We start from the raw sequence: 19,023 nt of genomic DNA on the forward strand, positions 1-19,023 counted from the left end.
CCAGCTCCGCACCCGTGCCCGAGGCCATGAGGAACGCCCCCTGGCCCCGGGCACGCGCCACCCGCTCCGGGAACGCCAGCGCGGCGACCAGTCCCACGGCCGCGTCGTCCGGACCCGCACCCGCGTCCGCCGACGGGCCGGCGGACCGGCCGAGGGACTGCGAGAGCCGCCGGACCTCCTGCCGCCAGCGCGCCGCGTAACCGTCCCCGCCGCGCCGCGCCGTGCGCAGCGCGTGCGCCAGGTCGTCGCCGTACTCCCGCGGCGGCTCCTCACTCAGCAGCGCCACCACCTCCGCGGCCCGGCGCCCGCCCACCTCGTCGGCGCCGTCCAGGAGGGCCCGGGCGAGGCGGGGGTGCAGGCCCAGCCGGGACATCCGTACGCCCCGGCCCGTCGCACGCCCCGTCGCGTCCACCGCGCCGACCGCCGTCAGGACCTCACGTGCCGCGCCCATGGCGCCGGCGGGCGGCCGGTCCAGGAGCGGGAGTCCGGAGGCGTCCGGATCGCCCCAGCACGCCGTCTGCAACGCGAACGACGCGAGGTCGGCCACCTTGATCTCGGGGGAGGGGAACGGGGCGAGGCGCCCGTCCTCGGCCTGCTCCCAGCACCGGTACACGGCGCCGGGGGCCTCACGCCCGGCGCGGCCCGCCCGCTGGCGGCCCGCCGCCCGGGACGCCCGCACGGTCGTCAGTGCGCTCAGCCCCCGCGCGTGGTCGGTACGCGGCTCCCTGGCGAGCCCCGAGTCCACGACGACCCGTACTCCCGGCACCGTCAGGGACGACTCCGCCACCGAGGTCGCCAGCACCACCCGGCGCCCGCCCGACGGCCCCGCCAGCACCGCGTCCTGCACGGCGGCCGGGGCACGCCCGTGCACCTGGAGCACCTCGGCCTCCACACCGGCGAGCTGTCCGGCCACCCGGCCGATCTCGCCGACACCGGGCAGGAAGCACAGGACGTCGCCGTCCCGCTCGGTGAGCGCCCGGCGCACCACCGCGGCCACGTGCGTCAGCAGGGCCGGGTCCACCCTCATTCCGTGCGGCGGCCGTACGGGGCCGGCCGGCGGCGCCCACACCACCTCGACCGGATGCGACACGCCGTGCGCCTCGACCACGGGGGCATCGCCCAGCAGCCGCGCCCAGCCCTCGGCGTCCGTCGTCGCCGACGCCGCCAGCAGGCGCAGGTCGGGCCTGATCGTCGCCCGTACGTCGAGCAGGAACGCCGCGGCCGTGTCCGCGTCGAGATGGCGCTCGTGGCACTCGTCGATGATCACCACGTCGGTCCCGGACAGCTCCTGGTCGCGCTGCAGCCGCTGGAGCAGCACCCCGGTGGTCACGACCTCCACGACCGTGTCCGGTCCCACCGACCGCTCGCCGCGCACGGTGAACCCGACCCGGCCGCCGGTCCGCTCGCCGAGCAGCCACGCCATCCGCCGCGCCGCGGCCCGGGCCGCGATCCGGCGTGGCTCGGCGACGAGGACCCGGCGCGCCGGGCCGCCCCCGGCCAGCCCCGCGAGCACCAGGGGCACGAGGGTCGTCTTGCCGGTCCCGGGCGGTGCGCAGAGCACCGCGGCCCCCCGCTCGTCGAGCGCCCGTTCGAGGGCCGGCAAGGCGGTGCGTACGGGCAACTGCTCAAGGACGTCGGTACGGATCACGCCCCCAGTCTCGTACGCCGGCTGCCTCGGGCGGACCTCTGGTCCCTCGCCGGGGCCGGTGGCCTCGGTGGACCGCTGGCTGCTCGCCCGGGCCGGTGGACCGTCAGGCGGACCGCTGGTCCCGCTCGCAGACGAAGATCGCGGTGCCGGGGATCAGGTGGCCGCGCAGCGGGGACCAGCCGCCCCACTCCTGGCTGTTCCAGGCCGGCCACTCCGGTTCCACCAGGTCGACCAGCCGGAAGCCGCCTGCCACCACGTCCCGCACCCGGTCGCCGAGCGTACGGTGATGCTCCACGTACACCGCGTCGCCCCGCTCGTCCTGCTCCACGTACGGCACGCGGTCGAAGTAGGAGGCGGAGACGGAGAGGCCTTCGGGGCCGGGCTCGTCGGGGAACGCCCAGCGGATCGGGTGCGTCACGGAGAAGACCCAGCGGCCCCCGGGCCGCAGCACCCGGTGCACCTCGCGGAACACCTGGACGGGGTCGGCGACGAAGGGCACCGCGCCGTAGGCGGAGCAGGCCAGGTCGAAGGAGCCGTCCCGGAAGGGGAGCCGCCCGGCGTCCGCCTCCACGAGGGGCACGCCGCCTCCGATGCGCAGGGCGTGCTGGAGCTGGCGGTGGGAGAGGTCCAGTGCCACCGGGCGGGCGCCCCGGGCGACGAGCCAGCGCGAGCACTGGGCGGCGCCGGCCCCGATCTCCAGGACGTCCAGGCCCTTCAGGGCGCCCGCCGGCCCGAGCAGGGCGGCGTCCGCCTCGTCCAGCCCCTCGGGGCCCCAGACGAAGCGGTCGTCCCCGAGGAACCCTCCGTGGTCGCTCTGGTACTCGTCGGCGTTCCGGTCCCACCAGCCGCGGCTCGCCCGGCTGCTCTCCGCCTCACCGGCTTCCCGCCGGGTCGCCTCGGGTTCGGAGTCGTAGATCTCTTGGCTCATCGTGCCCGTCGTTGTAGTTTGCCTTCACCCGCCTCGCGCGGGTGCGTTCCCGGGCCGTACGGACGAGTCCGCCCCGCTGCGCGCAGGACACACCGATGTGGCCTCGGCGAACGCGAGTTGTGCCGGGGCTGGGGCGTTTTGCGCCTGGTGTGCGCCTTCGCGCATTGACCCTGTCCTGCTGTCCACGTATGCTACAAGTTGCGCTGCGAGCCTGCGCGCCTCAGACCTAGCAGGCCGCGCTCGCGTCTGTTGCATGTCCCCTCGGTTGTCGAGGCACCTTCCGGTTGTCGGATCGGTGCTTTCCAGGCTGTCCGGCTTCTGCAGAGGCGATACGGGCTTTCGGCGTAGCAGTACCTACGACTCACTGTCCGTACCGGAGCCCTTTCCCACATGACGAGCAGCACCGAGACCACCGCCACCACTCCGCAGGTTGCGGTCAACGACATCGGCGACGCGGACGCGTTCCTCGCGGCGATCGACGAGACGATCAAGTACTTCAACGACGGCGACATCGTTGACGGAGTCATCGTCAAGGTTGACCGCGACGAGGTCCTCCTCGACATCGGTTACAAGACCGAAGGTGTCATCCCGAGCCGCGAGCTCTCGATCAAGCACGACGTCGACCCGAACGAGGTCGTCAAGGTCGGCGACGAGATCGAGGCCCTGGTTCTCCAGAAGGAGGACAAGGAAGGCCGCCTGATCCTCTCGAAGAAGCGCGCTCAGTACGAGCGTGCCTGGGGCACCATCGAGAAGATCAAGGAAGAAGACGGCATCGTCACCGGTACCGTCATCGAGGTCGTCAAGGGTGGGCTCATCCTCGACATCGGCCTCCGTGGCTTCCTCCCGGCGTCGCTCGTCGAGATGCGTCGCGTCCGCGACCTCCAGCCCTACGTGGGCAAGGAGCTCGAGGCGAAGATCATCGAGCTGGACAAGAACCGCAACAACGTGGTCCTGTCCCGCCGTGCCTGGCTCGAGCAGACCCAGTCCGAGGTGCGCCAGACGTTCCTCACGACTCTGCAGAAGGGTCAGGTCCGCTCCGGCGTCGTCTCCTCGATCGTCAACTTCGGTGCCTTCGTGGACCTGGGTGGCGTCGACGGTCTCGTGCACGTCTCCGAGCTCTCCTGGAAGCACATCGACCACCCGTCCGAGGTCGTCGAGGTCGGTCAGGAAGTCACCGTCGAGGTCCTCGACGTCGACATGGACCGCGAGCGCGTCTCGCTGTCGCTCAAGGCGACGCAGGAAGACCCGTGGCAGCAGTTCGCCCGTACGCACCAGATCGGGCAGGTCGTTCCCGGTAAGGTCACGAAGCTCGTTCCGTTCGGTGCGTTCGTGCGCGTCGACGAGGGCATCGAGGGTCTGGTCCACATCTCCGAGCTGGCCGAGCGCCACGTGGAGATCCCGGAGCAGGTCGTCCAGGTCAACGACGAGATCTTCGTCAAGGTCATCGACATCGACCTCGAGCGCCGTCGCATCAGCCTCTCGCTGAAGCAGGCCAACGAGGCCTTCGGTGGCGACCCGGCCTCGGTCGAGTTCGACCCGACGCTGTACGGCATGGCCGCGTCGTACGACGACCAGGGCAACTACATCTACCCCGAGGGCTTCGACCCCGAGACCAACGACTGGCTCGAGGGCTTCGAGTCGCAGCGTGAGGTCTGGGAGACGCAGTACGCCGAGGCGCAGCAGCGCTTCGAGCAGCACCAGGCCCAGGTCATCAAGTCCCGCGAGGCCGACGAGGCTGCCGCTGCCGAGGGCGCTGCTGCCCCGGCCGGCGCTGCCCCGGCTGCCTCCGGCGGCAGCGGTGGCGGTGGCGGCGGCGGCTCGTACTCCTCGGAGTCCGCGGACAACTCCGGCGCCCTGGCGTCGGACGAGGCCCTGGCCGCCCTGCGCGAGAAGCTGGCCGGCGGCCAGAGCTGACGCTCTGACCCCAGCCGCTCATCGGCTGCAGTAGCTGTGGAGCTGTAGGTGAGGCCCGTCCCCTTCGCGGGGGGCGGGCCTCACTCGTGTCCGGGCGACGGCAGGCAGGCCCTCGGGCGTGGGGGTGCTCGCAGCCCTCCTGCCTCCGCTGTCCGTGTCGGACGCGTGCGCGCCCATGCCCCGGCCGTCGTGTACGGCCGGGGCTCACGAACGCCGGAGCCGCCGGACCACGCAGTGGACGGTCGTGCTCGACCGCTGCCGTGAACTCGGCTTCACTGTCGAGGTGTTCACCCAAAGGGACTGCCAACACCCGTCTCTGCGAGGAGGAGCCGGGGTGCGAAGGCCCGGCTTCGCCACCGCACCGCCGAGGCCGGCATGTACGGCCATGTCGCCGAGGGCCGGCGGCACCGGGTGCTCCGGCCTTCGCGCCGCTCAACACCTGCCCTGCCGGGCATATGTACTTCGCAGGTGGCCACCTCGGCCACACCGACGCCTCGCGCACGGGGCGTTCGGCTCCGCGAGGAACGCGGCCGGGTCCTCGCGCAACCGCGGGCCGGCGGGTGCGGGCGGGAATGCCGCGGCCGTGCGGGGCGTTCTTGTCCAGGAACACGAGGAGGAGCGGTAACCGTGCCTGATCCGCAGAGTTTGTACGAATGGGAGCCGAAGGGCCTGGCCGTCGTCGACATGGCGCTTGCCCAGGAGTCGGCCGGACTGGTCATGCTCTACCACTTCGACGGGTACATCGACGCGGGTGAGACCGGTGAGCAGATCGTCGACGGCGTACTCGAGACGCTGCCGCACCAGACCGTGGTCCGCTTCGACCACGACCGGCTCGTCGACTACAGGGCGCGCCGCCCGCTGCTGACGTTCAAGCGTGATCGGTGGACGGGGTTCGAGTCGCCCACCCTGGAACTGAAAGTAGTCCAGGACGCCACCGGGGCCCCCTTCCTGCTCCTCTCCGGACCGGAGCCCGACGTCGAGTGGGAGAGGTTCGCCGCCGCCGTGGAGCAGGTCGTGGAGCGGCTCGGTGTCCGCCTCGCCGTCAGTTTCCACGGCATCCCCATGGGCGTCCCGCACACCCGCCCCGTCGGCCTCACCCCGCACGGCAACCGCACCGACCTCATGCCCGGACACCGCAGCCCCTTCGACGAGGCGCAGGTGCCGGGTTCGGCCGAGGCGCTCGTCGAGTACCGGCTCATGGAGGCCGGGCACGACGTGCTCGGTGTCGCCGCCCACGTGCCGCACTACGTCGCCAGGTCCGCCTACCCGGACGCGGCGCTCACCGCCCTGGAGGCGATCACGGGGGCGACCGGACTGGTCCTGCCGAGCGTCGCGCACACGCTGCGCACCGAGGCGCACCGCACCCAGACCGAGATCGACCGGCAGGTCGGCCAGGGGGACGAGGAGCTCGTCTCGCTCGTCGAGGGGCTGGAGCACCAGTACGACGCGCTCGCGGGTTCCGAGACCCGGGGCAACCTCGTCGCCGAGTCCGTCGATCTGCCCTCGGCGGACGAGATCGGCCAGGAATTCGAGCGCTTCCTCGCGGAGCGGGAGGGCGATTCCTGAAGGGCCTTGGACCCCGGGGGCCAGGGGCCGGCCCGTCATCCCCGGCCGGCCGGCGAGGTCGCGCGGCGCCCGCCGTGGCACCGCGGGGATCGCCGTGCGCCCGCGAGGGATCAGGGGGACAGTCGTTCGTTAGGCTCGGCCCATGCTGAAAGTGGGCCTGACCGGCGGGATCGGCGCCGGCAAGAGTGAAGTGTCACGGTTGCTCGCACGCTACGGAGCCGTACTGATCGACGCGGACCGGATCGCCCGTGAGGTGGTCGAGCCCGGCACCCCCGGGCTCACCGCCGTGGTCGAGATGTTCGGTCCCAAGATCCTCACCCCTGACGGCTCACTCGACCGTCCGGCGCTCGGCTCCATCGTCTTCGCCGATCCCGCACGCCTGGCGGCGCTCAACGCCATCGTCCACCCGCTCGTCGGGGCGCGTTCAGCGGAGCTGGAGCGGGCCGCCGGACCGGGCGCCGTCGTCGTACACGATGTCCCGCTGCTCACCGAGAACGGCCTCGCCCCGCTGTACGACCTGGTCGTGGTCGTCGACGCGAAGCCCGCGACCCAGCTCGACCGGCTCGTACACCTGCGCCGTATGACGGAGTCCGATGCCCGCGCCCGGATGTCGGCGCAGGCCACGCGTGAGGAGCGGCTCGCCGTCGCCGATCTCGTCATCGACAACGACGGTCCGCTGGAGGACCTGGAGCCCCAGGTCCGCAAGGTCTGGTCGGAGCTCACCGCACGGGCGGCCACCGGCTGAGGCCGTGCCCGGCCGGAATACGGGCGCCCGGCCCGACGTTCAGGAGCGGGAAGCGAAGGGAAGGATGGGGCCGTGCCAGAGAGCAACCCGGAAACGCATGTCATCGACTTCCGTGCGGCGGAGCAACTGCTCGCCGCACGGGATCCACGGGGTGCGGTCAAGCTGCTCGACTCGGTGATCGCGGCCCACCCGGAGAACACGGCGGCCCGGCTGCTGCGCGCCCGGGCCTTTTTCGCCGCCGCCCAACTGCGTCCGGCCGAGCTCGAGTTCGAGCTCGTCCTGGAGCGCGAGCCGGACAACGCCTTCGTGCACTTCGCCCTGGCCCGCACCTTCCAGCGCGCCGGCCGGCCCGAGCAGGCCACCCGCCACTTCCGGCTGGCCGCCGCGCTCGACCCGAATCCGGAATACCTGCGGGCCGCGGGCTTCGGCGACCGTCCCTGACGGTCGCCGAAGCCCTAGCGGCGGGGCCCGCCCCGGCCGGGTTCGTACGGCGGGACGTCCCTGCCCGGCTGGTAGTGCGGGCCCTGTCGCATATGGCGGACGACGACGCAGAGGTCGGTGACCGTGACGACCAGCAGCACACCGCAGGCGGTCGCCCAGCCGACGCGTCCGACCGCGACGAAGGCCACCAGACCGAAGACGGCCCAGATCATGCCCCAGATGCTCAGCCAGAGTCGCATCCGCAGGGGGCTGCGTGCAGTGGACGGTTCACTTCCGGTACGCATCACCATCGCCTCCTCTCCAGCATGAACCCGAGATGAGGCGGACGGAAGCCGAGGGAACGCCACGCGGCGCACGCACGTTGCGGAGCGTATGAGCGGACAGCTGGTACGTGAGGGACACACGGGCACGGGGCCTGGCTCGATCACACCGGACGGCTGCGCGGTCCAGCTGTACACCCGCCTGTCCGTCGGCAGTGAACCCGACGTGATCGGCGCGGCGCTGCCTCCGGGCGCGAGCGTGCTCGAGCTCGGCTGCGGCGCAGGCCGGGTGACGCATCCGCTGGTCGCCCTGGGTTTCGCCGTGACGGCGGTGGACGAGTCGGCGCAGATGCTGGAGAGCGTCCGCGGTGCCCGCACGGTGCTGAGCTCCATCGAGGACCTGGACCTCGGCGAGGAGCGCTTCGACGCGGTCGTGCTGGGGTCGTTCCTGGTGCACACGAGCGACCACTGGGTCAGGGAGGGGCTGCTCGGGACCTGCGCCAGGTATGTGAAGGACGACGGAGTCGTGCTGATCCAGCGGGAGGGCGCCGACTACCACTCCGATGTGCCCCGGGAGAGGGAGGACCCGGCCGCGGGCTGCACCATCCGGATCCTCTCGGCGGACCCCGTGGGCGACGGGGTCGACGAGGTGCGCGTGGAGTACGTCTTCGAGGACGCCCGGTGGACCCAGACCTTCCGGTCGCGGGAGCTGTCCGTGGAGCGGTTCGAGGCATATCTGGCGCAGGCCGGGCTCGCGGTCGACCGCTACCTCACCCCGGACGGTGTCTGGGTGCTGGCCCGCCCCGATCGGGCTTGATCCGGATCGGGCCTGATCCCGAACAGCCCTGCCCGGACAGTCCTGCCCCGAACAGTCCTGGGAAGGCGAATCGAGAGGTCGTCAGGCACCGAGTTCCACGACCGGACGGGGTCTCCGCAGGCAGTCGTGCCCGCCCTGCTCTTGGAGCGCGGTCGTGCGCCGTGCGCCGGTCAGTGGACGAACCGGTAGCTGCGCCAGGGCAGGGCGCGCTCGGCGTTGGTGTCGGTGAACGTGGTGGCCACGTAGGCGGTCCCCCGGCCGGAGCAGTCGCGGGTGGTGTAGAGGGTCATGTCGACCAGGGTGAGGTTCTCGACCTTGCTCGCCCCGTCGGGTGCCATCCGGTGGCAGCCCCTTACCAACGGGCTGTGCACGGTGACGACCTTGTCCTGCCCGGTGGTGTAGGAGACCGGCCCCACCGCCGTGCGCCCGAGGCCGGAACAGCCCGCGACGGCCAGGGTGAGCAGGGCCGCACCGGCGGCGGTGCCGGCACGTCGGCGGAGAACGGTGGGGGGCGCGGTGACGGACATGGGCGGGTCCTCGTCTGCTCGTCCGGCTCATCGGTACGTCCCAGAGACGTGCTGGCCACCCTGCCCGGTCTCCCCGGCGCAGGCATCCGATGCGCGGCCGGCCGGGGTCAATGGCACCCGGACGGAGGTTCGAGGGTGGGCATACCGGGCATATCGTGTTAGTAGGGCGTGATGAGTAGGTGCTGGTACGCACCCCGTAGGCAGGGGGCCGTGATGGTCCAGGTTTTGCTGGTCGTTCTGGTGGCCGTGCTCTCGGGCGCCTTGCTGTACACCATGGCCGCGGCCCGGGTGGTCAAGCAGTACGAGCGGGGTGTGGTGCTCAGGCTCGGCAGGCTCCACGACGAGGTGCGCCGCCCGGGCTTCACCATGATCGTCCCGGGCGTGGACCGGCTCCGTAAGGTGAACATGCAGATCGTGACGATGCCCGTGCCCGCCCAGGACGGCATCACGCGTGACAACGTCACCGTGCGCGTGGACGCCGTCATCTACTTCAAGGTGGTGGACGCCGCGAGCGCGGTGATCCAGGTCGAGGACTACAGGTTCGCGGTCTCCCAGATGGCGCAGACGTCTCTCCGGTCGATCATCGGGAAGAGCGACCTGGACGATCTGCTGTCCAACCGCGAGAAGCTCAACCAGGGACTGGAACTGATGATCGACAGTCCCTCGGTGGGCTGGGGCGTACAGATCGACCGCGTCGAGATCAAGGACGTCTCGCTTCCGGAGACGATGAAGCGGTCCATGGCCCGACAGGCCGAAGCCGACCGTGAGCGGCGCGCCAGGGTCATCAACGCCGACGCGGAGCTGCAGGCGTCGAAGAAGCTCGCCCAGGCTGCCCAGCAGATGTCCACCCAGCCGGCGGCGCTGCAGCTGAGGCTGCTGCAGACGGTCGTCGCGGTCGCGGCCGAGAAGAACTCCACTCTGGTCCTGCCCTTCCCGGTGGAACTGCTCCGCTTCCTGGAACGTGCGCAGCAGGGGCAGCCGCCGCCCGTCGCGGCCGGAGAGTCCCAGGGTTCGCCCGGGCAGCCGGTCGGCGACCGGTCCGAGCGCGAGCCCGAGGAACAGCCCGCGGAGGGTGCGGCGTCTGCCGCGTCTGCCGTGGACTCGCCGGACTCGCCGGACCCGCCGGACCCGTCGGTCCCGTCGGTCCCGTTGGCCCCCTCGGTCACGGAGCAGACCTTCACGGACCAGCCGCTTCCGGACGAGCCTCTTGCCGGGCCGGGGCCGGACGGGGTGCCGGAATCCGATCCGGAGGCGCTTCCCGACTTCGATCCCGAAGAGCCGGCCGACCGCTCCCGCACCAACCCTTTCACCCGTCACTGAGGCACTCGTCCACCCGTCCCGCCTGCGGAAACACGGCCGGGGCGGGCGCTGTCACACCCCCCGCCTAGACTCGCCACAAGCAGCAGAAGCGCAAGCGGACCGAGGCAGGAGGGGGCGGTGGACAGGGTGCGGCAGACACAGGACGTCACCGCCGACCGGCTGCTGCGGTGCGCCGCGGTCTTCCTGCCCGCAGCACTGCCCCGGGACGGCCGGGTCGCCTTCTGGGACCCCGAGGGCACCCTCGGCCCGGCAGGCCCGGACGCGGTGTTCCCCGCCGCCGGGACGGCCCGTGCCGACGCGGGGCTCGCCGCCGCCGAAGCCTCCTCCTTCGACGCGGGGCCTGCGTACAGCCTGACCGAGCTCACGGTCGTCCGCCGGCACGGGACGGAGGACGTGGACGCCCGCACCGTGCCCGCCGTGGCGCTTCCCGTCGCGGACGCGGTGCCCCTGCTCGCGCGCGCCCGGCACCGCGCCGTGGCACACCCCGCCACCCGCGCGTGGGGGGCGGCGGCCCTGCACGCCCTCACCCTCGTCGCGCGCGGCAGACTCCTGCCCGGGCTGACACCCGGCGACCACGATGCCTGGCGGGCCGGACCGCGCGACGCGGAGGACATCGCCCACCTGAGGGCCGTCGCGGCGTCGATGCCGCCCGAGGGACACGCCGTACCCCTGGAGGGCACGCCCCTGCGTGTCCCCGAACCCCGTGCCCTGCTCGGCGCCTTCCTCGATGCCGTCGCCGACACCCTGCCCCGGACGCCTGCCGCCGCCCACGCCATGGGAGCGGCCTTCGCCGCCCGTGAGGCACAGCACCTGCCGGACGCCCGCGCCTGGGCCGTCGAGGTGGCCGCCGGGCTCGACGCGGGGGTGCGCGTCTCTCTCCGGCTCGACCTCTCCGCGTACGACCTGTTCGACGCGTCCGGCGCCTCCGGAGAAGCGGCCGGGGACACGCAGGCGCCCGGGGCTCCGGCCGCCACACGCCATGCCGCCGCGGCCGTCACCCAGGTGCACAGCCTGGCCGACCCGACGTACGTCACGGACGCGGCGACGCTGTGGAGCGGCGGTGCGGGCGACCCCTTCGGGCCGAGGGCCCGGATCGACGCCGTGCTCGTACTGCGCCGCGCCGCCCGCGTCTGGCCGCCGCTGGAGCGTTTGCTGGACCAGCCCGTCCCCGACGTGCTCGCGGTCACCGAGGACGAGCTCTACGAGCTGTTCGGCGCCGCCGGAGCGCGGCTCGCCGCGGCCGGGGTGGCGCTCCACTGGCCCCGCGAGCTCGCCCGTTCGCTCAGCGCGACGGCCGTCGTCCGGCCCGCGCCGGGTTCGGCCACCGACGGCACCTCCTTCTTCGACGCCGAGCAGCTCTTCGCGTTCGACTGGCAGCTCTCCCTCGGCGACGACCGGCTCACCGAGGCCGAGATGGACACCCTGGCCGAGGCGCACCGTCCTGTGGTACGGCTGCGCGACCAGTGGGTCGTCGTGGATCCCGCGCTGGTCCGCAAGGCACGCAAGCGGGAGCTCGGCCTCCTGGACCCGGTGGACGCGCTCGCCGTCGCCCTCACCGGCAGCGCCGAGGTCGACGGTGAACAGGTCGAAGCCGTCCCCGCCGGAGCCCTCGCCGCACTCCGCGAGCGCATCCTCGACGAGGACGCCACCCTCCCGGCGCCGCCCGGCCTCGACGCCACCCTGCGCGACTACCAGCTCCGCGGCCTGGCCTGGCTGGACCGCATGACCTCGCTCGGCCTCGGCGGCTGTCTCGCCGACGACATGGGCCTGGGCAAGACGATCACGGTCATCGCGCTCCATCTGCACCGTGCCCGTGCCGCCCCCACCCTGGTCGTCTGTCCCGCCTCCCTCCTCGGCAACTGGCACCGCGAGATCAGCCGCTTCGCACCCGGCGTCCCCGTGCGCCGCTTCCACGGCACCGACCGCACCCTCGGCGGCTCCGACGGCGGCTTCGTCCTCACCACCTACGGCACGATGCGCTCCGGTGCGGAGCAGCTCGCCGGGCACACCTGGGGGCTGGTCGTCGCCGACGAGGCACAGCACGTGAAGAATCCGCACTCCTCGACGGCCAAGGCGCTGCGCACCATTCCCGCCCCGGCCCGCGTCGCGCTGACCGGCACCCCCGTCGAGAACAACCTCTCCGAGCTGTGGGCGCTCCTCGACTGGACCACCCCCGGCCTGCTCGGCCCGCTCAAGGCGTTCCGCTCCCGGCACGCCAGGATCGTCGAGAACACCGGCACCGCGGCCGGCCTGGGCAACGAGGAGGCGGTCGAGCGGCTCTCACGGCTGGTCCGCCCCTTCCTGCTGCGCCGCAAGAAGTCCGACCCGGGCATCGCGCCCGAACTGCCGCCCAAGACCGAGACCGACCACCCCGTCTTCCTCACCCGGGAACAGGCCACGCTCTACGAGGCGGCGGTCCGCGAGACGATGGCGTTCATCGAGCAGTCCGAGGGCATCGCACGGCGCGGACTCATCATGAAGCTGCTGGGCTCGCTCAAGCAGATCTGCAACCACCCCGCGCAGTATCTGAAGGAGGAGCCGACCCGGCTCGCGGGACGCTCGGGCAAGCTGGCCCTGCTCGACGAGCTGCTCGACACCATCCTGTCCGAAGAGGCCTCCGTCCTGATCTTCACCCAGTACGTGTCGATGGCCCGCCTCCTCTCCGCCCACCTCGCCTCCCGTGCCATCCCCTCCCAGCTGCTGCACGGCGGTACGCCGGTGCCCGAGCGGGAGCGGATGGTGGACGGCTTCCAGTCCGGCGAGGTCCCGGTCTTCCTGCTTTCCCTCAAGGCGGCGGGCACAGGGCTGAATCTGACCCGGGCCGCCCATGTCATCCACTACGACCGGTGGTGGAACCCGGCGGTCGAGGAGCAGGCCACCGACCGTGCGTACCGCATCGGCCAGACCCAGCCCGTGCAGGTGCACCGGCTGATCGCCGAGGGCACCGTCGAGGACCGGATCAGCGAACTCCTGGAGTCCAAGCGGGCCCTCGCCGACGCGGTGCTCGGTTCCGGCGAGGCCGCTCTGACCGAGCTCAGCGACCGTGACCTGGCGGATCTCGTCTCTCTCCGGAGGACGTCATGAGCCCCGGTGCGAGCCCCGCTGCCCGCCCGGGCCCCGACGACCTGCGGCGCACCTTCGAAGCGGTGCCCGCCCGCGCTTCCGACGCGGACGGGCCGTTCGCGGACAGCTGGTGGGGCCGGGCATGGGTGGACGCCCTGGAAACCCTGTCGATGGACGAGGGCCGTCTCGCCCGCGGCCGTACGTACGCCGACGGCGGCCATGTCGCCGCCATCACCGTCACCCCCGGCCGGGTCATCGCCTACGTCCACGGCAGCCGCCCCCGCCCCTACCGTGCGGAGCTGCGCCTGCGTACGTTCTCGGCGTCCGACTGGGACACGTTCCTGGACGCCGCCGCGGCCCGGCCGGGGCATCTGTCCGCGTTGCTCGACAAGGAGATGCCGCACTCCCTGATCGACACGGCGGGCGAGACCGGCATGCGGCTGCTGCCCGCCGCCGGTGATCTGGACCCGGACTGCTCCTGTCCCGACCGGGGCTGGCCCTGCAAACACGTGGCGGCGCTCTGTTTCCAGACGGCACGGCTCCTGGACAGCGACCCGTTCGTCCTCCTGCTGATGCGGGGCCGGGGCGAGCGCGAGCTCCTCGAGGAGCTGGGCCGCCGCAATGCCGAGCACTCCGCGCGCGAGCGCCCCGAGACGCCCGCCATGCCCTCGGTCGCGGCCGCCGAGGCCCTGGCCGACCGCTTCCTGCCGCCGCTGCCGGCACCCCTGCCCGTGCCGCCGTACCCCGGCGAGCCGCCGTCCTTCCCGGAGCTGCCGGGCGCCCGCGACCCGCTCGGCCTCGACCACCTCGCCACGGACGCCGCGGCCCGCGCACACGCGCTGCTCACCACCGGGGACGACCCGCTCGCCGGCCTCAGCACCTGGCAGGACGCCGTACGCATCGCCGCGTCCCGTCCCACTGCCGGACTCACCGCCACGACCCGGGCCCTCTACCGCGAGCTGGCCTTCGCCACCGGCCGCAGCACGACGGACCTGGCCCGGGCCGTCGCCGCCTGGCGGCAGGGCGGCGCGGAGGGACTGGAGGTGCTGGAGACCCCGTGGGACCCGCCGGCCGGCCCCTTCGACCGGGCACGGCCCGCCCTCGCCGCGGCGGACTTCCCGCGCTTCCAGCCCTGGCGCAACCATCTGACCAACGCCCGGGGCACCCTCCAGCTCCGGTTCGGCCACGACAGCCGCTGGTACGGCTACGAATCCGATCCGGGCGAGGACGACTGGTGGCCCCGGGCCACCCCGGACGCCGATCCGATCGCCGCCCTCACCGCCCTGAGGGGCTGACACCCACCCCCGGGCGGCCCGTCAGCTCTGCAGGAACACCAGCAGCGCGATGATCAGGACCGAGCAGAGCGGAAGCATCACCCAACGCGCCGTGCGGAAGGACTCGTTCTCCCGATCGGTCCGTCCCCCGGCGGCATCGTGGGCGTCGGCCAGATGTTCCCAGGCCATGGTGTCGGTCCTGCGCGTCGTCAGCAGCGACGGAGACCAGTCGCAGTGCGCGCAGACGAGGAAATCGCGGTACGGCTCGTACCGGAAGTCGCGCTCGATGTTCACGGTGAACACCTGCTCTCCGGGACCGATGGCGGTGAAGTGACGTATCGCGGCACCCATGTTCGACTGCTCCCCTGATCGTGTCCGGTCGTGATCGCCGGGCCGTGGCATCGAAACGGCCGTCACGCGTTCCCGCCCGGCGGCGGAACATTAGCGAACCGCAGGAGAGTGGAGCCTCCCGGCCCGGGCCCGTGAGCGTTCTCAGAAGTCGGCGAGGGTGCGTTCGTCGAGCCGGGCCACCGAGTCCTGGGCGTAGGCCGTCTCGTACGAGGTGCGGATGAGCTCGATCTGCGGGTCACGCCGGCGGGCCTCCGACGCCGGGTACAGCAGGATCAGCTCGTACGAACGCTCCCGCTCGATTACGCCGCCGGAGTCGCGCCACTGCCCCCGGCCCTCCTGGACCGTGAGGCCGTCCGGGAAGCGGGGCGTCACCGTGCGGTCGATGAACGACCGGAACTGTGCGTCCGTCACGGCGAGTCCGCCGTCCGGGCGTTCGGTGCCGAAGAGGAGGCGGGTCTCGGCATGGACCGTGCCACGTGCGGCGGGGGCGGCCGGGGCCGCTTCGTCGCCGAGAGCGGCGTACGCGATCGGCGTTCCCCCGGCCAGCACGGCGCAGGTCACGGCGGCGGCCGTGAGCGCGGTGCGCCGGCCGGAGTGCTTCGGAGGCGGAGCGGCCTGAGAGCGCGGACGCGGCACTGTGGTCTCCCGGGAACGGTCGGACGAGGTCGGCGCCCACCGTCGCACGGGAGCCCCGCGCCGGCGCGGCGGGACATCCCGCTCCCGGCCTGACCACTCGCAAGAAGGAGCTCCTACAAGTGCGTTGACGGCAGGCCGGGAAGGGAGACCCCCCGGCCGGCGAAGAAGCGTTCGAAGACCGGCAGCGGAAGGCCGGCCGCGCGGCTCGCGGCCGTGGTCCCGGAGGGGTTGTGGAAGTGGACACCGGCCCCGTCCGCCGTCCGGGACGTCAGCAGCACCAGATGACCACCGCGCCCGGGAGCCGGCCGTTCCGGGTGCCTGATCCCGAAGTGCACGGAGGCCATCACCCGCCGGCCCTCGTCCAGAAGGTCCAGGATTCCGGCGGGGGAGAGGTCCCGGTGGACGACCGCGTCGAGGCCGTGCACTTCGGACACATAGCGGGCGAAGGGGGCGTAGACCAGTCCCCTGATCTCCCCGCCCGCGTCCTCGGTGTACGCGTCGTACGCCAACGCCCCGTCCCGCAGGGCGAACAGGGACGGGGCCCCGGGGCCCAGTGCCATGCGCAGGCAGGCCATACCGCACAGATGGCCTGCCCAGCGCGCGTACTCGGCGGGCGACGCCGCGCCCGAATCGGCCCAGCGGGGGTCCCCGGCAGGATCGAGCCCGCCCTCCACGATCGCCTCCACCAGACCGGGCGAGGCGAACTGGGTGTGCACGGGAGTGCGGCAGCTGAGGCAGGTCACTGGCGGTATCCGCTCAGGAAACGGCCGATGCGGCTGATGGCGGCGTCCAGATCGTCGGCGTGCGGAAGGGTGAGGATGCGGAAGTGGTCCGGGCGCGGCCAGTTGAAGCCGGTGCCCTGCACCACCTGGATCTTCTCCTGCAGCAGCAGGTCCAGGACGAAGCGTTCGTCGTCGACGATGTCGTGGACCTTCGGGTCGATGCGCGGGAAGGCGTACAGCGCGCCCTTCGGCTTCACGCACGACACCCCGGGGATCTCGTTCAGCCGTTCCCACGCCCGGTCGCGCTGCTCGTGGAGTCTGCCGCCCGGGGCGACGAGGTCCCGGATCGACTGCCGGCCGCCGAGCGCCGCCTGGATCGCGTACTGCGCGGGGGCGTTGGGGCACAGCCGCATGGAGGCGAGCATGGTGAGGCCCTCCAGATAGCTGCGTGCGTGCTGCTGCGGGCCCGACACCACCATCCAGCCCGAGCGGAACCCCGCGACGCGGTACGTCTTGGACAGCCCGCTGAAGGTGAGGCAGAGCAGATCCGGGGCCAGGACCGCCACGGAGTGGTGCTCGGCGTCGTCGTACAGGATCTGGTCGTAGATCTCGTCGGCGAACACCATCAGACCGTGCCTGCGCGCCAGGCCGAGCATGCCGTCGAGGACCTCGCGGGAGTAGACGGCACCCGTCGGGTTGTTCGGGTTGATGATCACCATGGCCCGGGTGCGGTCGGTGATCTTCGAAGCCATGTCGGCGAGGTCGGGGTTCCAGTCCGCACCCTCGTCGCAGGTGTAGTGCACGGCCTTCCCGCCCGCGAGTGTGGTGACGGCCGTCCACAGCGGGTAGTCGGGGCTCGGGATCAGGATCTCGTCACCGTCCTCCAGGAGCCCCTGCACGGCCATGGAGATCAGCTCGGAGACGCCGTTGCCGAGGAAGATGTCGTCGACGTCGACATCGGCCAGCCCCATCGCCTGATAGCGCTGCGCGACGGCGCGGCGCGCGGAGAGGATGCCGCGCGAATCCGTGTAGCCGTGCGCCTGGGGGAGCATCCGGATCATGTCCTGGACGATCTCCTCCGGCGCCTCGAAGCCGAAGAGCGCGGGATTGCCCGTGTTGAGGCGCAGCACGCTGTGGCCCGCCTCCTCGAGGGCGTTGGCCTGTTCGATGACCGGGCCCCGGATCTCGTAACAGACCTCGTTGAGCTTGCTGGACTGCCGGAACTCCATGCGGTGCCTCCCCTACCCCGAATTGCGATACTTGGTTTTACCAAGCTCGGGCTTGGAAAGTCCAACAACATGTCTAGACTGCGTCGCATGCCACGTCAGCAGCAGCCCGCACGCCCCGTCCGCCGCCGGAGCTACGACCAGTTCTGCGCCACCGCCCGTGCCCTCGACTCCGTCGGCGACCGGTGGACCCTGCTGATCGTCCGTGAACTGCTGGCGGGTCCGCGCCGCTACACGGATCTGCACGCGGATCTGCCCGGAGTCAGCACGGATGTGCTGGCCTCCCGGCTGAAGGACATGGAGCAGGGCGGCCTGGCCGTCCGCCGCCGGCTGCCGCCCCCCGCCGCCGCGGCGGTCTACGAACTGACCGAGCACGGCCGTGGGTTGCTCCCCGTCCTCACCGCGCTCGGGCGGTGGGGCGCGCCCGCGCTCGGTGAACGCCGCCCCACGGACGCGGTCAGGGCCCACTGGTTCGCCCTGCCCCTGTTGCGGGCCCTGGACGGCGTCACCCACAGCGGGGTCGTCGAAGTGAGGCTCGCCGAGGGCGAGTTCCATATCCGGACCGGTGGTGAGGACGCGGGAGGCGAGGTGTACGGATACGGCCCCGCCGGCCACCCGGACGCGTGCCTCGTCCTGGACGCGGAGGTGGTCCTGGCGCTCGGGCGCGGTGAGTGCACCCTCGCGGAGGCGGTCGGGGAAGGCAGGGCGGAGGTGCTCGGGGAAGGGCCGCTCGCCGCTGAACTCCGCGGTGGTCGATCCCCGCGTATCTGACGCTCTCCGTCCGACTCGCCGGTAGCGTGGCCGCGTTAACCCGGGCGGATGCTGAGGAGTCGTTCATGAGGTTCGACGGCGTGGTCGGTACGAGGAACGGGAAGAGCACGAAGGGGAGGGGGGCCCCGCGCAAGGCGCTGCTCGTGGGCGTCTGCGTGGCCGCGCTGGGCCTCCTGCCGGCGGCGGCAGTGGCCACGCCGGGCAGCGGGGTGAGCGGCACCGTGGTCGCCAAGGGCACCTCCGAGGGCAAGCTCAGGATCAAGCCTCCGAAGGGCCCTACGGACGTGACCTTCCGGGAGATCACCGTGCAGCCCGGCGGCTCCACCGGCTGGCACACCCACAGCGGTCAGCTGATCGCCGTCGTCAAGTCCGGGACGCTGACCCGGACCCTGGACGACTGCTCGGTGGAGGTGACGCCCGCGGGGACGTCCTTCATCGAACCGTCCGGGGCCCGGCACCGCCACATCGGACGCAACCTCGGGACGGAACCCGTCGTGCTGTGGGTGACGTACCTGCTTCCCGAGGGCAGCGAACTCTCCTACGACGCCGACGCGGTGGAGTGCCCGGCGGCGAAGTAGGCGGCGAAGCAGCGGGGGCCGGGCGTGTCGTACCGCCCGGCCGGGCCGCCTGCTGGTCATGGAGCGGCAGGGCGATGGCTGATGCGTGACCGCAGGGCGATGATGGACCCGTGCAATGTGAACCCATCACCTGGGAACGGCTGGCCCTCGCCCTCGCCGCCCACGCCGACGGACTCGAGGCGGCCGGCGGCGGGTCCTGGCTGAGGATCGGCGTCGACGGCGCCCCCGCCGCCCGC

18 protein-coding genes and 1 pseudogene are annotated in these 19,023 nt (G+C 72.3%); 11 read left to right on the top strand and 8 right to left on the bottom strand.

What is annotated here, in order from left to right; translation table 11 throughout:
* The coding region (locus tag BFF76_RS11230) for a helicase-related protein (protein ID WP_065848120.1) at nt 1–1,648 on the bottom strand (1,648 nt) is incomplete at its 3' end.
* A 103-nt stretch (nt 1,649–1,751) separates the two neighbouring features.
* Nucleotides 1,752–2,576, bottom strand: coding sequence for a class I SAM-dependent methyltransferase (locus BFF76_RS11235; protein WP_065848121.1), 825 nt, complete (start codon nt 2,574–2,576; stop codon nt 1,752–1,754).
* A 390-nt stretch (nt 2,577–2,966) separates the two neighbouring features.
* On the opposite strand from BFF76_RS11235, the gene rpsA reads away from it, so the two are divergent.
* The 4 genes from rpsA (at nt 2,967) to BFF76_RS11255 (ending at nt 7,242) form a co-directional block, all read left to right on the top strand.
* A complete protein-coding gene (rpsA, locus tag BFF76_RS11240) occupies nt 2,967–4,490 on the top strand; it encodes a 30S ribosomal protein S1 (RefSeq protein WP_053929940.1) in 1,524 nt (507 codons plus the stop codon).
* A gap of 627 nt (nt 4,491–5,117) precedes the next feature.
* Nucleotides 5,118–6,056: a PAC2 family protein gene (locus tag BFF76_RS11245; protein WP_031094439.1), complete on the top strand. Its 939-nt coding sequence runs from the start codon at nt 5,118–5,120 to the stop codon at nt 6,054–6,056.
* A 142-nt stretch (nt 6,057–6,198) separates the two neighbouring features.
* Nucleotides 6,199–6,801, top strand: coding sequence for a dephospho-CoA kinase (coaE, locus tag BFF76_RS11250; RefSeq protein WP_065848122.1), 603 nt, complete (start codon nt 6,199–6,201; stop codon nt 6,799–6,801).
* Nucleotides 6,802–6,873: 72 nt separating this feature from the next.
* Nucleotides 6,874–7,242, top strand: a complete 369-nt coding sequence (locus BFF76_RS11255; RefSeq protein ID WP_065848123.1) for a tetratricopeptide repeat protein — start codon at nt 6,874–6,876, stop codon at nt 7,240–7,242.
* A 14-nt stretch (nt 7,243–7,256) separates the two neighbouring features.
* On the opposite strand, the gene BFF76_RS11260 is transcribed toward BFF76_RS11255, so the two are convergent.
* Entirely contained in the window at nt 7,257–7,526 is a 270-nt protein-coding gene (locus BFF76_RS11260) for a DUF6343 family protein (RefSeq protein WP_065848130.1), read from the bottom strand.
* 88 nt (nt 7,527–7,614) lie between these two features.
* On the opposite strand from BFF76_RS11260, the gene BFF76_RS11265 reads away from it, so the two are divergent.
* Complete coding sequence (locus BFF76_RS11265; RefSeq protein ID WP_065848124.1) at nt 7,615–8,319, top strand: class I SAM-dependent methyltransferase; 705 nt, start codon at nt 7,615–7,617, stop codon at nt 8,317–8,319.
* 170 nt (nt 8,320–8,489) lie between these two features.
* Here the strand turns inward: BFF76_RS11265 and BFF76_RS11270 are convergent, their stop codons facing one another.
* Entirely contained in the window at nt 8,490–8,846 is a 357-nt protein-coding gene (locus BFF76_RS11270; protein WP_065848125.1) for a hypothetical protein, read from the bottom strand.
* Between the two features lie 213 nt (nt 8,847–9,059).
* On the opposite strand from BFF76_RS11270, the gene BFF76_RS11275 reads away from it, so the two are divergent.
* The 3 genes from BFF76_RS11275 (at nt 9,060) to BFF76_RS11285 (ending at nt 14,524) form a co-directional block, all read left to right on the top strand.
* The gene (locus BFF76_RS11275) at nt 9,060–10,166 is read left to right on the top strand and encodes a slipin family protein (RefSeq protein ID WP_065848131.1); all 1,107 of its coding nucleotides are present in this window, start codon (nt 9,060–9,062) and stop codon (nt 10,164–10,166) included.
* Nucleotides 10,167–10,283: 117 nt separating this feature from the next.
* Nucleotides 10,284–13,250 (top strand): DEAD/DEAH box helicase, encoded by a 2,967-nt coding sequence (locus BFF76_RS11280; protein WP_208604837.1) that lies wholly within the window; start codon nt 10,284–10,286, stop codon nt 13,248–13,250.
* Complete coding sequence (locus BFF76_RS11285) at nt 13,247–14,524, top strand: SWIM zinc finger family protein (protein ID WP_031094455.1); 1,278 nt, start codon at nt 13,247–13,249, stop codon at nt 14,522–14,524. Before BFF76_RS11280 ends, BFF76_RS11285 begins: the two co-directional genes overlap by 4 nt.
* A 21-nt stretch (nt 14,525–14,545) precedes the next feature.
* Here the strand turns inward: BFF76_RS11285 and BFF76_RS11290 are convergent, their stop codons facing one another.
* The 4 genes from BFF76_RS11290 to BFF76_RS11305 all read right to left on the bottom strand — a co-directional run bounded on the left by BFF76_RS11290 (nt 14,546) and on the right by BFF76_RS11305 (nt 17,441).
* On the bottom strand, nt 14,546–14,854 hold the full coding sequence (locus tag BFF76_RS11290; protein ID WP_065848126.1) for a hypothetical protein: 309 nt from the start codon (nt 14,852–14,854) through the stop codon (nt 14,546–14,548).
* Nucleotides 14,855–14,995: 141 nt separating this feature from the next.
* The gene (locus tag BFF76_RS11295; RefSeq protein WP_065848127.1) at nt 14,996–15,490 is read right to left on the bottom strand and encodes a DUF3574 domain-containing protein; all 495 of its coding nucleotides are present in this window, start codon (nt 15,488–15,490) and stop codon (nt 14,996–14,998) included.
* 113 nt (nt 15,491–15,603) lie between these two features.
* Nucleotides 15,604–16,233 (bottom strand): cysteine peptidase family C39 domain-containing protein, encoded by a 630-nt coding sequence (locus BFF76_RS11300; RefSeq protein ID WP_065848128.1) that lies wholly within the window; start codon nt 16,231–16,233, stop codon nt 15,604–15,606.
* Nucleotides 16,230–17,441, bottom strand: coding sequence for a pyridoxal phosphate-dependent aminotransferase (locus BFF76_RS11305; RefSeq protein WP_042836612.1), 1,212 nt, complete (start codon nt 17,439–17,441; stop codon nt 16,230–16,232). The genes BFF76_RS11300 and BFF76_RS11305 overlap by 4 nt, the downstream gene beginning before the upstream one ends.
* Nucleotides 17,442–17,528: 87 nt before the next feature.
* Here BFF76_RS11305 and BFF76_RS11310 point away from each other — a divergent pair, with 87 nt between their 5' ends.
* From BFF76_RS11310 to BFF76_RS33670, 3 genes and pseudogenes are all read left to right on the top strand, one after another.
* Entirely contained in the window at nt 17,529–18,209 is a 681-nt protein-coding gene (locus BFF76_RS11310) for a winged helix-turn-helix transcriptional regulator (protein WP_244167257.1), read from the top strand.
* A 65-nt stretch (nt 18,210–18,274) separates the two neighbouring features.
* Entirely contained in the window at nt 18,275–18,787 is a 513-nt protein-coding gene (locus tag BFF76_RS11315; protein WP_079122370.1) for a cupin domain-containing protein, read from the top strand.
* 110 nt (nt 18,788–18,897) lie between these two features.
* Nucleotides 18,898–19,023 (top strand): annotated as a pseudogene (locus tag BFF76_RS33670) (uridine kinase); the annotation flags it as partial.

Source organism: Streptomyces mutomycini (assembly GCF_001700505.1).
In the GTDB taxonomy this organism is placed as follows: Bacteria; Actinomycetota; Actinomycetes; order Streptomycetales; family Streptomycetaceae; genus Streptomyces; species Streptomyces mutomycini.

Excerpts from the sequence above, each read along its gene's own strand:
- BFF76_RS11235 (WP_065848121.1), bottom strand. The coding sequence starts at position 2,576 with ATGAGCCAAGAGATCTACGACTCCGAACCCGAGGCGACCCGGCGGGAA.
- rpsA (WP_053929940.1), top strand. The coding sequence starts at position 2,967 with ATGACGAGCAGCACCGAGACCACCGCCACCACTCCGCAGGTTGCGGTC.
- coaE (WP_065848122.1), top strand. The coding sequence starts at position 6,199 with ATGCTGAAAGTGGGCCTGACCGGCGGGATCGGCGCCGGCAAGAGTGAA.
- BFF76_RS11260 (WP_065848130.1), bottom strand. The coding sequence starts at position 7,526 with ATGCGTACCGGAAGTGAACCGTCCACTGCACGCAGCCCCCTGCGGATG.
- BFF76_RS11265 (WP_065848124.1), top strand. The coding sequence starts at position 7,615 with ATGAGCGGACAGCTGGTACGTGAGGGACACACGGGCACGGGGCCTGGC.
- BFF76_RS11270 (WP_065848125.1), bottom strand. The coding sequence starts at position 8,846 with ATGTCCGTCACCGCGCCCCCCACCGTTCTCCGCCGACGTGCCGGCACC.
- BFF76_RS11275 (WP_065848131.1), top strand. The coding sequence starts at position 9,060 with ATGGTCCAGGTTTTGCTGGTCGTTCTGGTGGCCGTGCTCTCGGGCGCC.
- BFF76_RS11285 (WP_031094455.1), top strand. The coding sequence starts at position 13,247 with ATGAGCCCCGGTGCGAGCCCCGCTGCCCGCCCGGGCCCCGACGACCTG.
- BFF76_RS11290 (WP_065848126.1), bottom strand. The coding sequence starts at position 14,854 with ATGGGTGCCGCGATACGTCACTTCACCGCCATCGGTCCCGGAGAGCAG.
- BFF76_RS11305 (WP_042836612.1), bottom strand. The coding sequence starts at position 17,441 with ATGGAGTTCCGGCAGTCCAGCAAGCTCAACGAGGTCTGTTACGAGATC.
- BFF76_RS11310 (WP_244167257.1), top strand. The coding sequence starts at position 17,529 with ATGCCACGTCAGCAGCAGCCCGCACGCCCCGTCCGCCGCCGGAGCTAC.
- BFF76_RS11315 (WP_079122370.1), top strand. The coding sequence starts at position 18,275 with ATGAGGTTCGACGGCGTGGTCGGTACGAGGAACGGGAAGAGCACGAAG.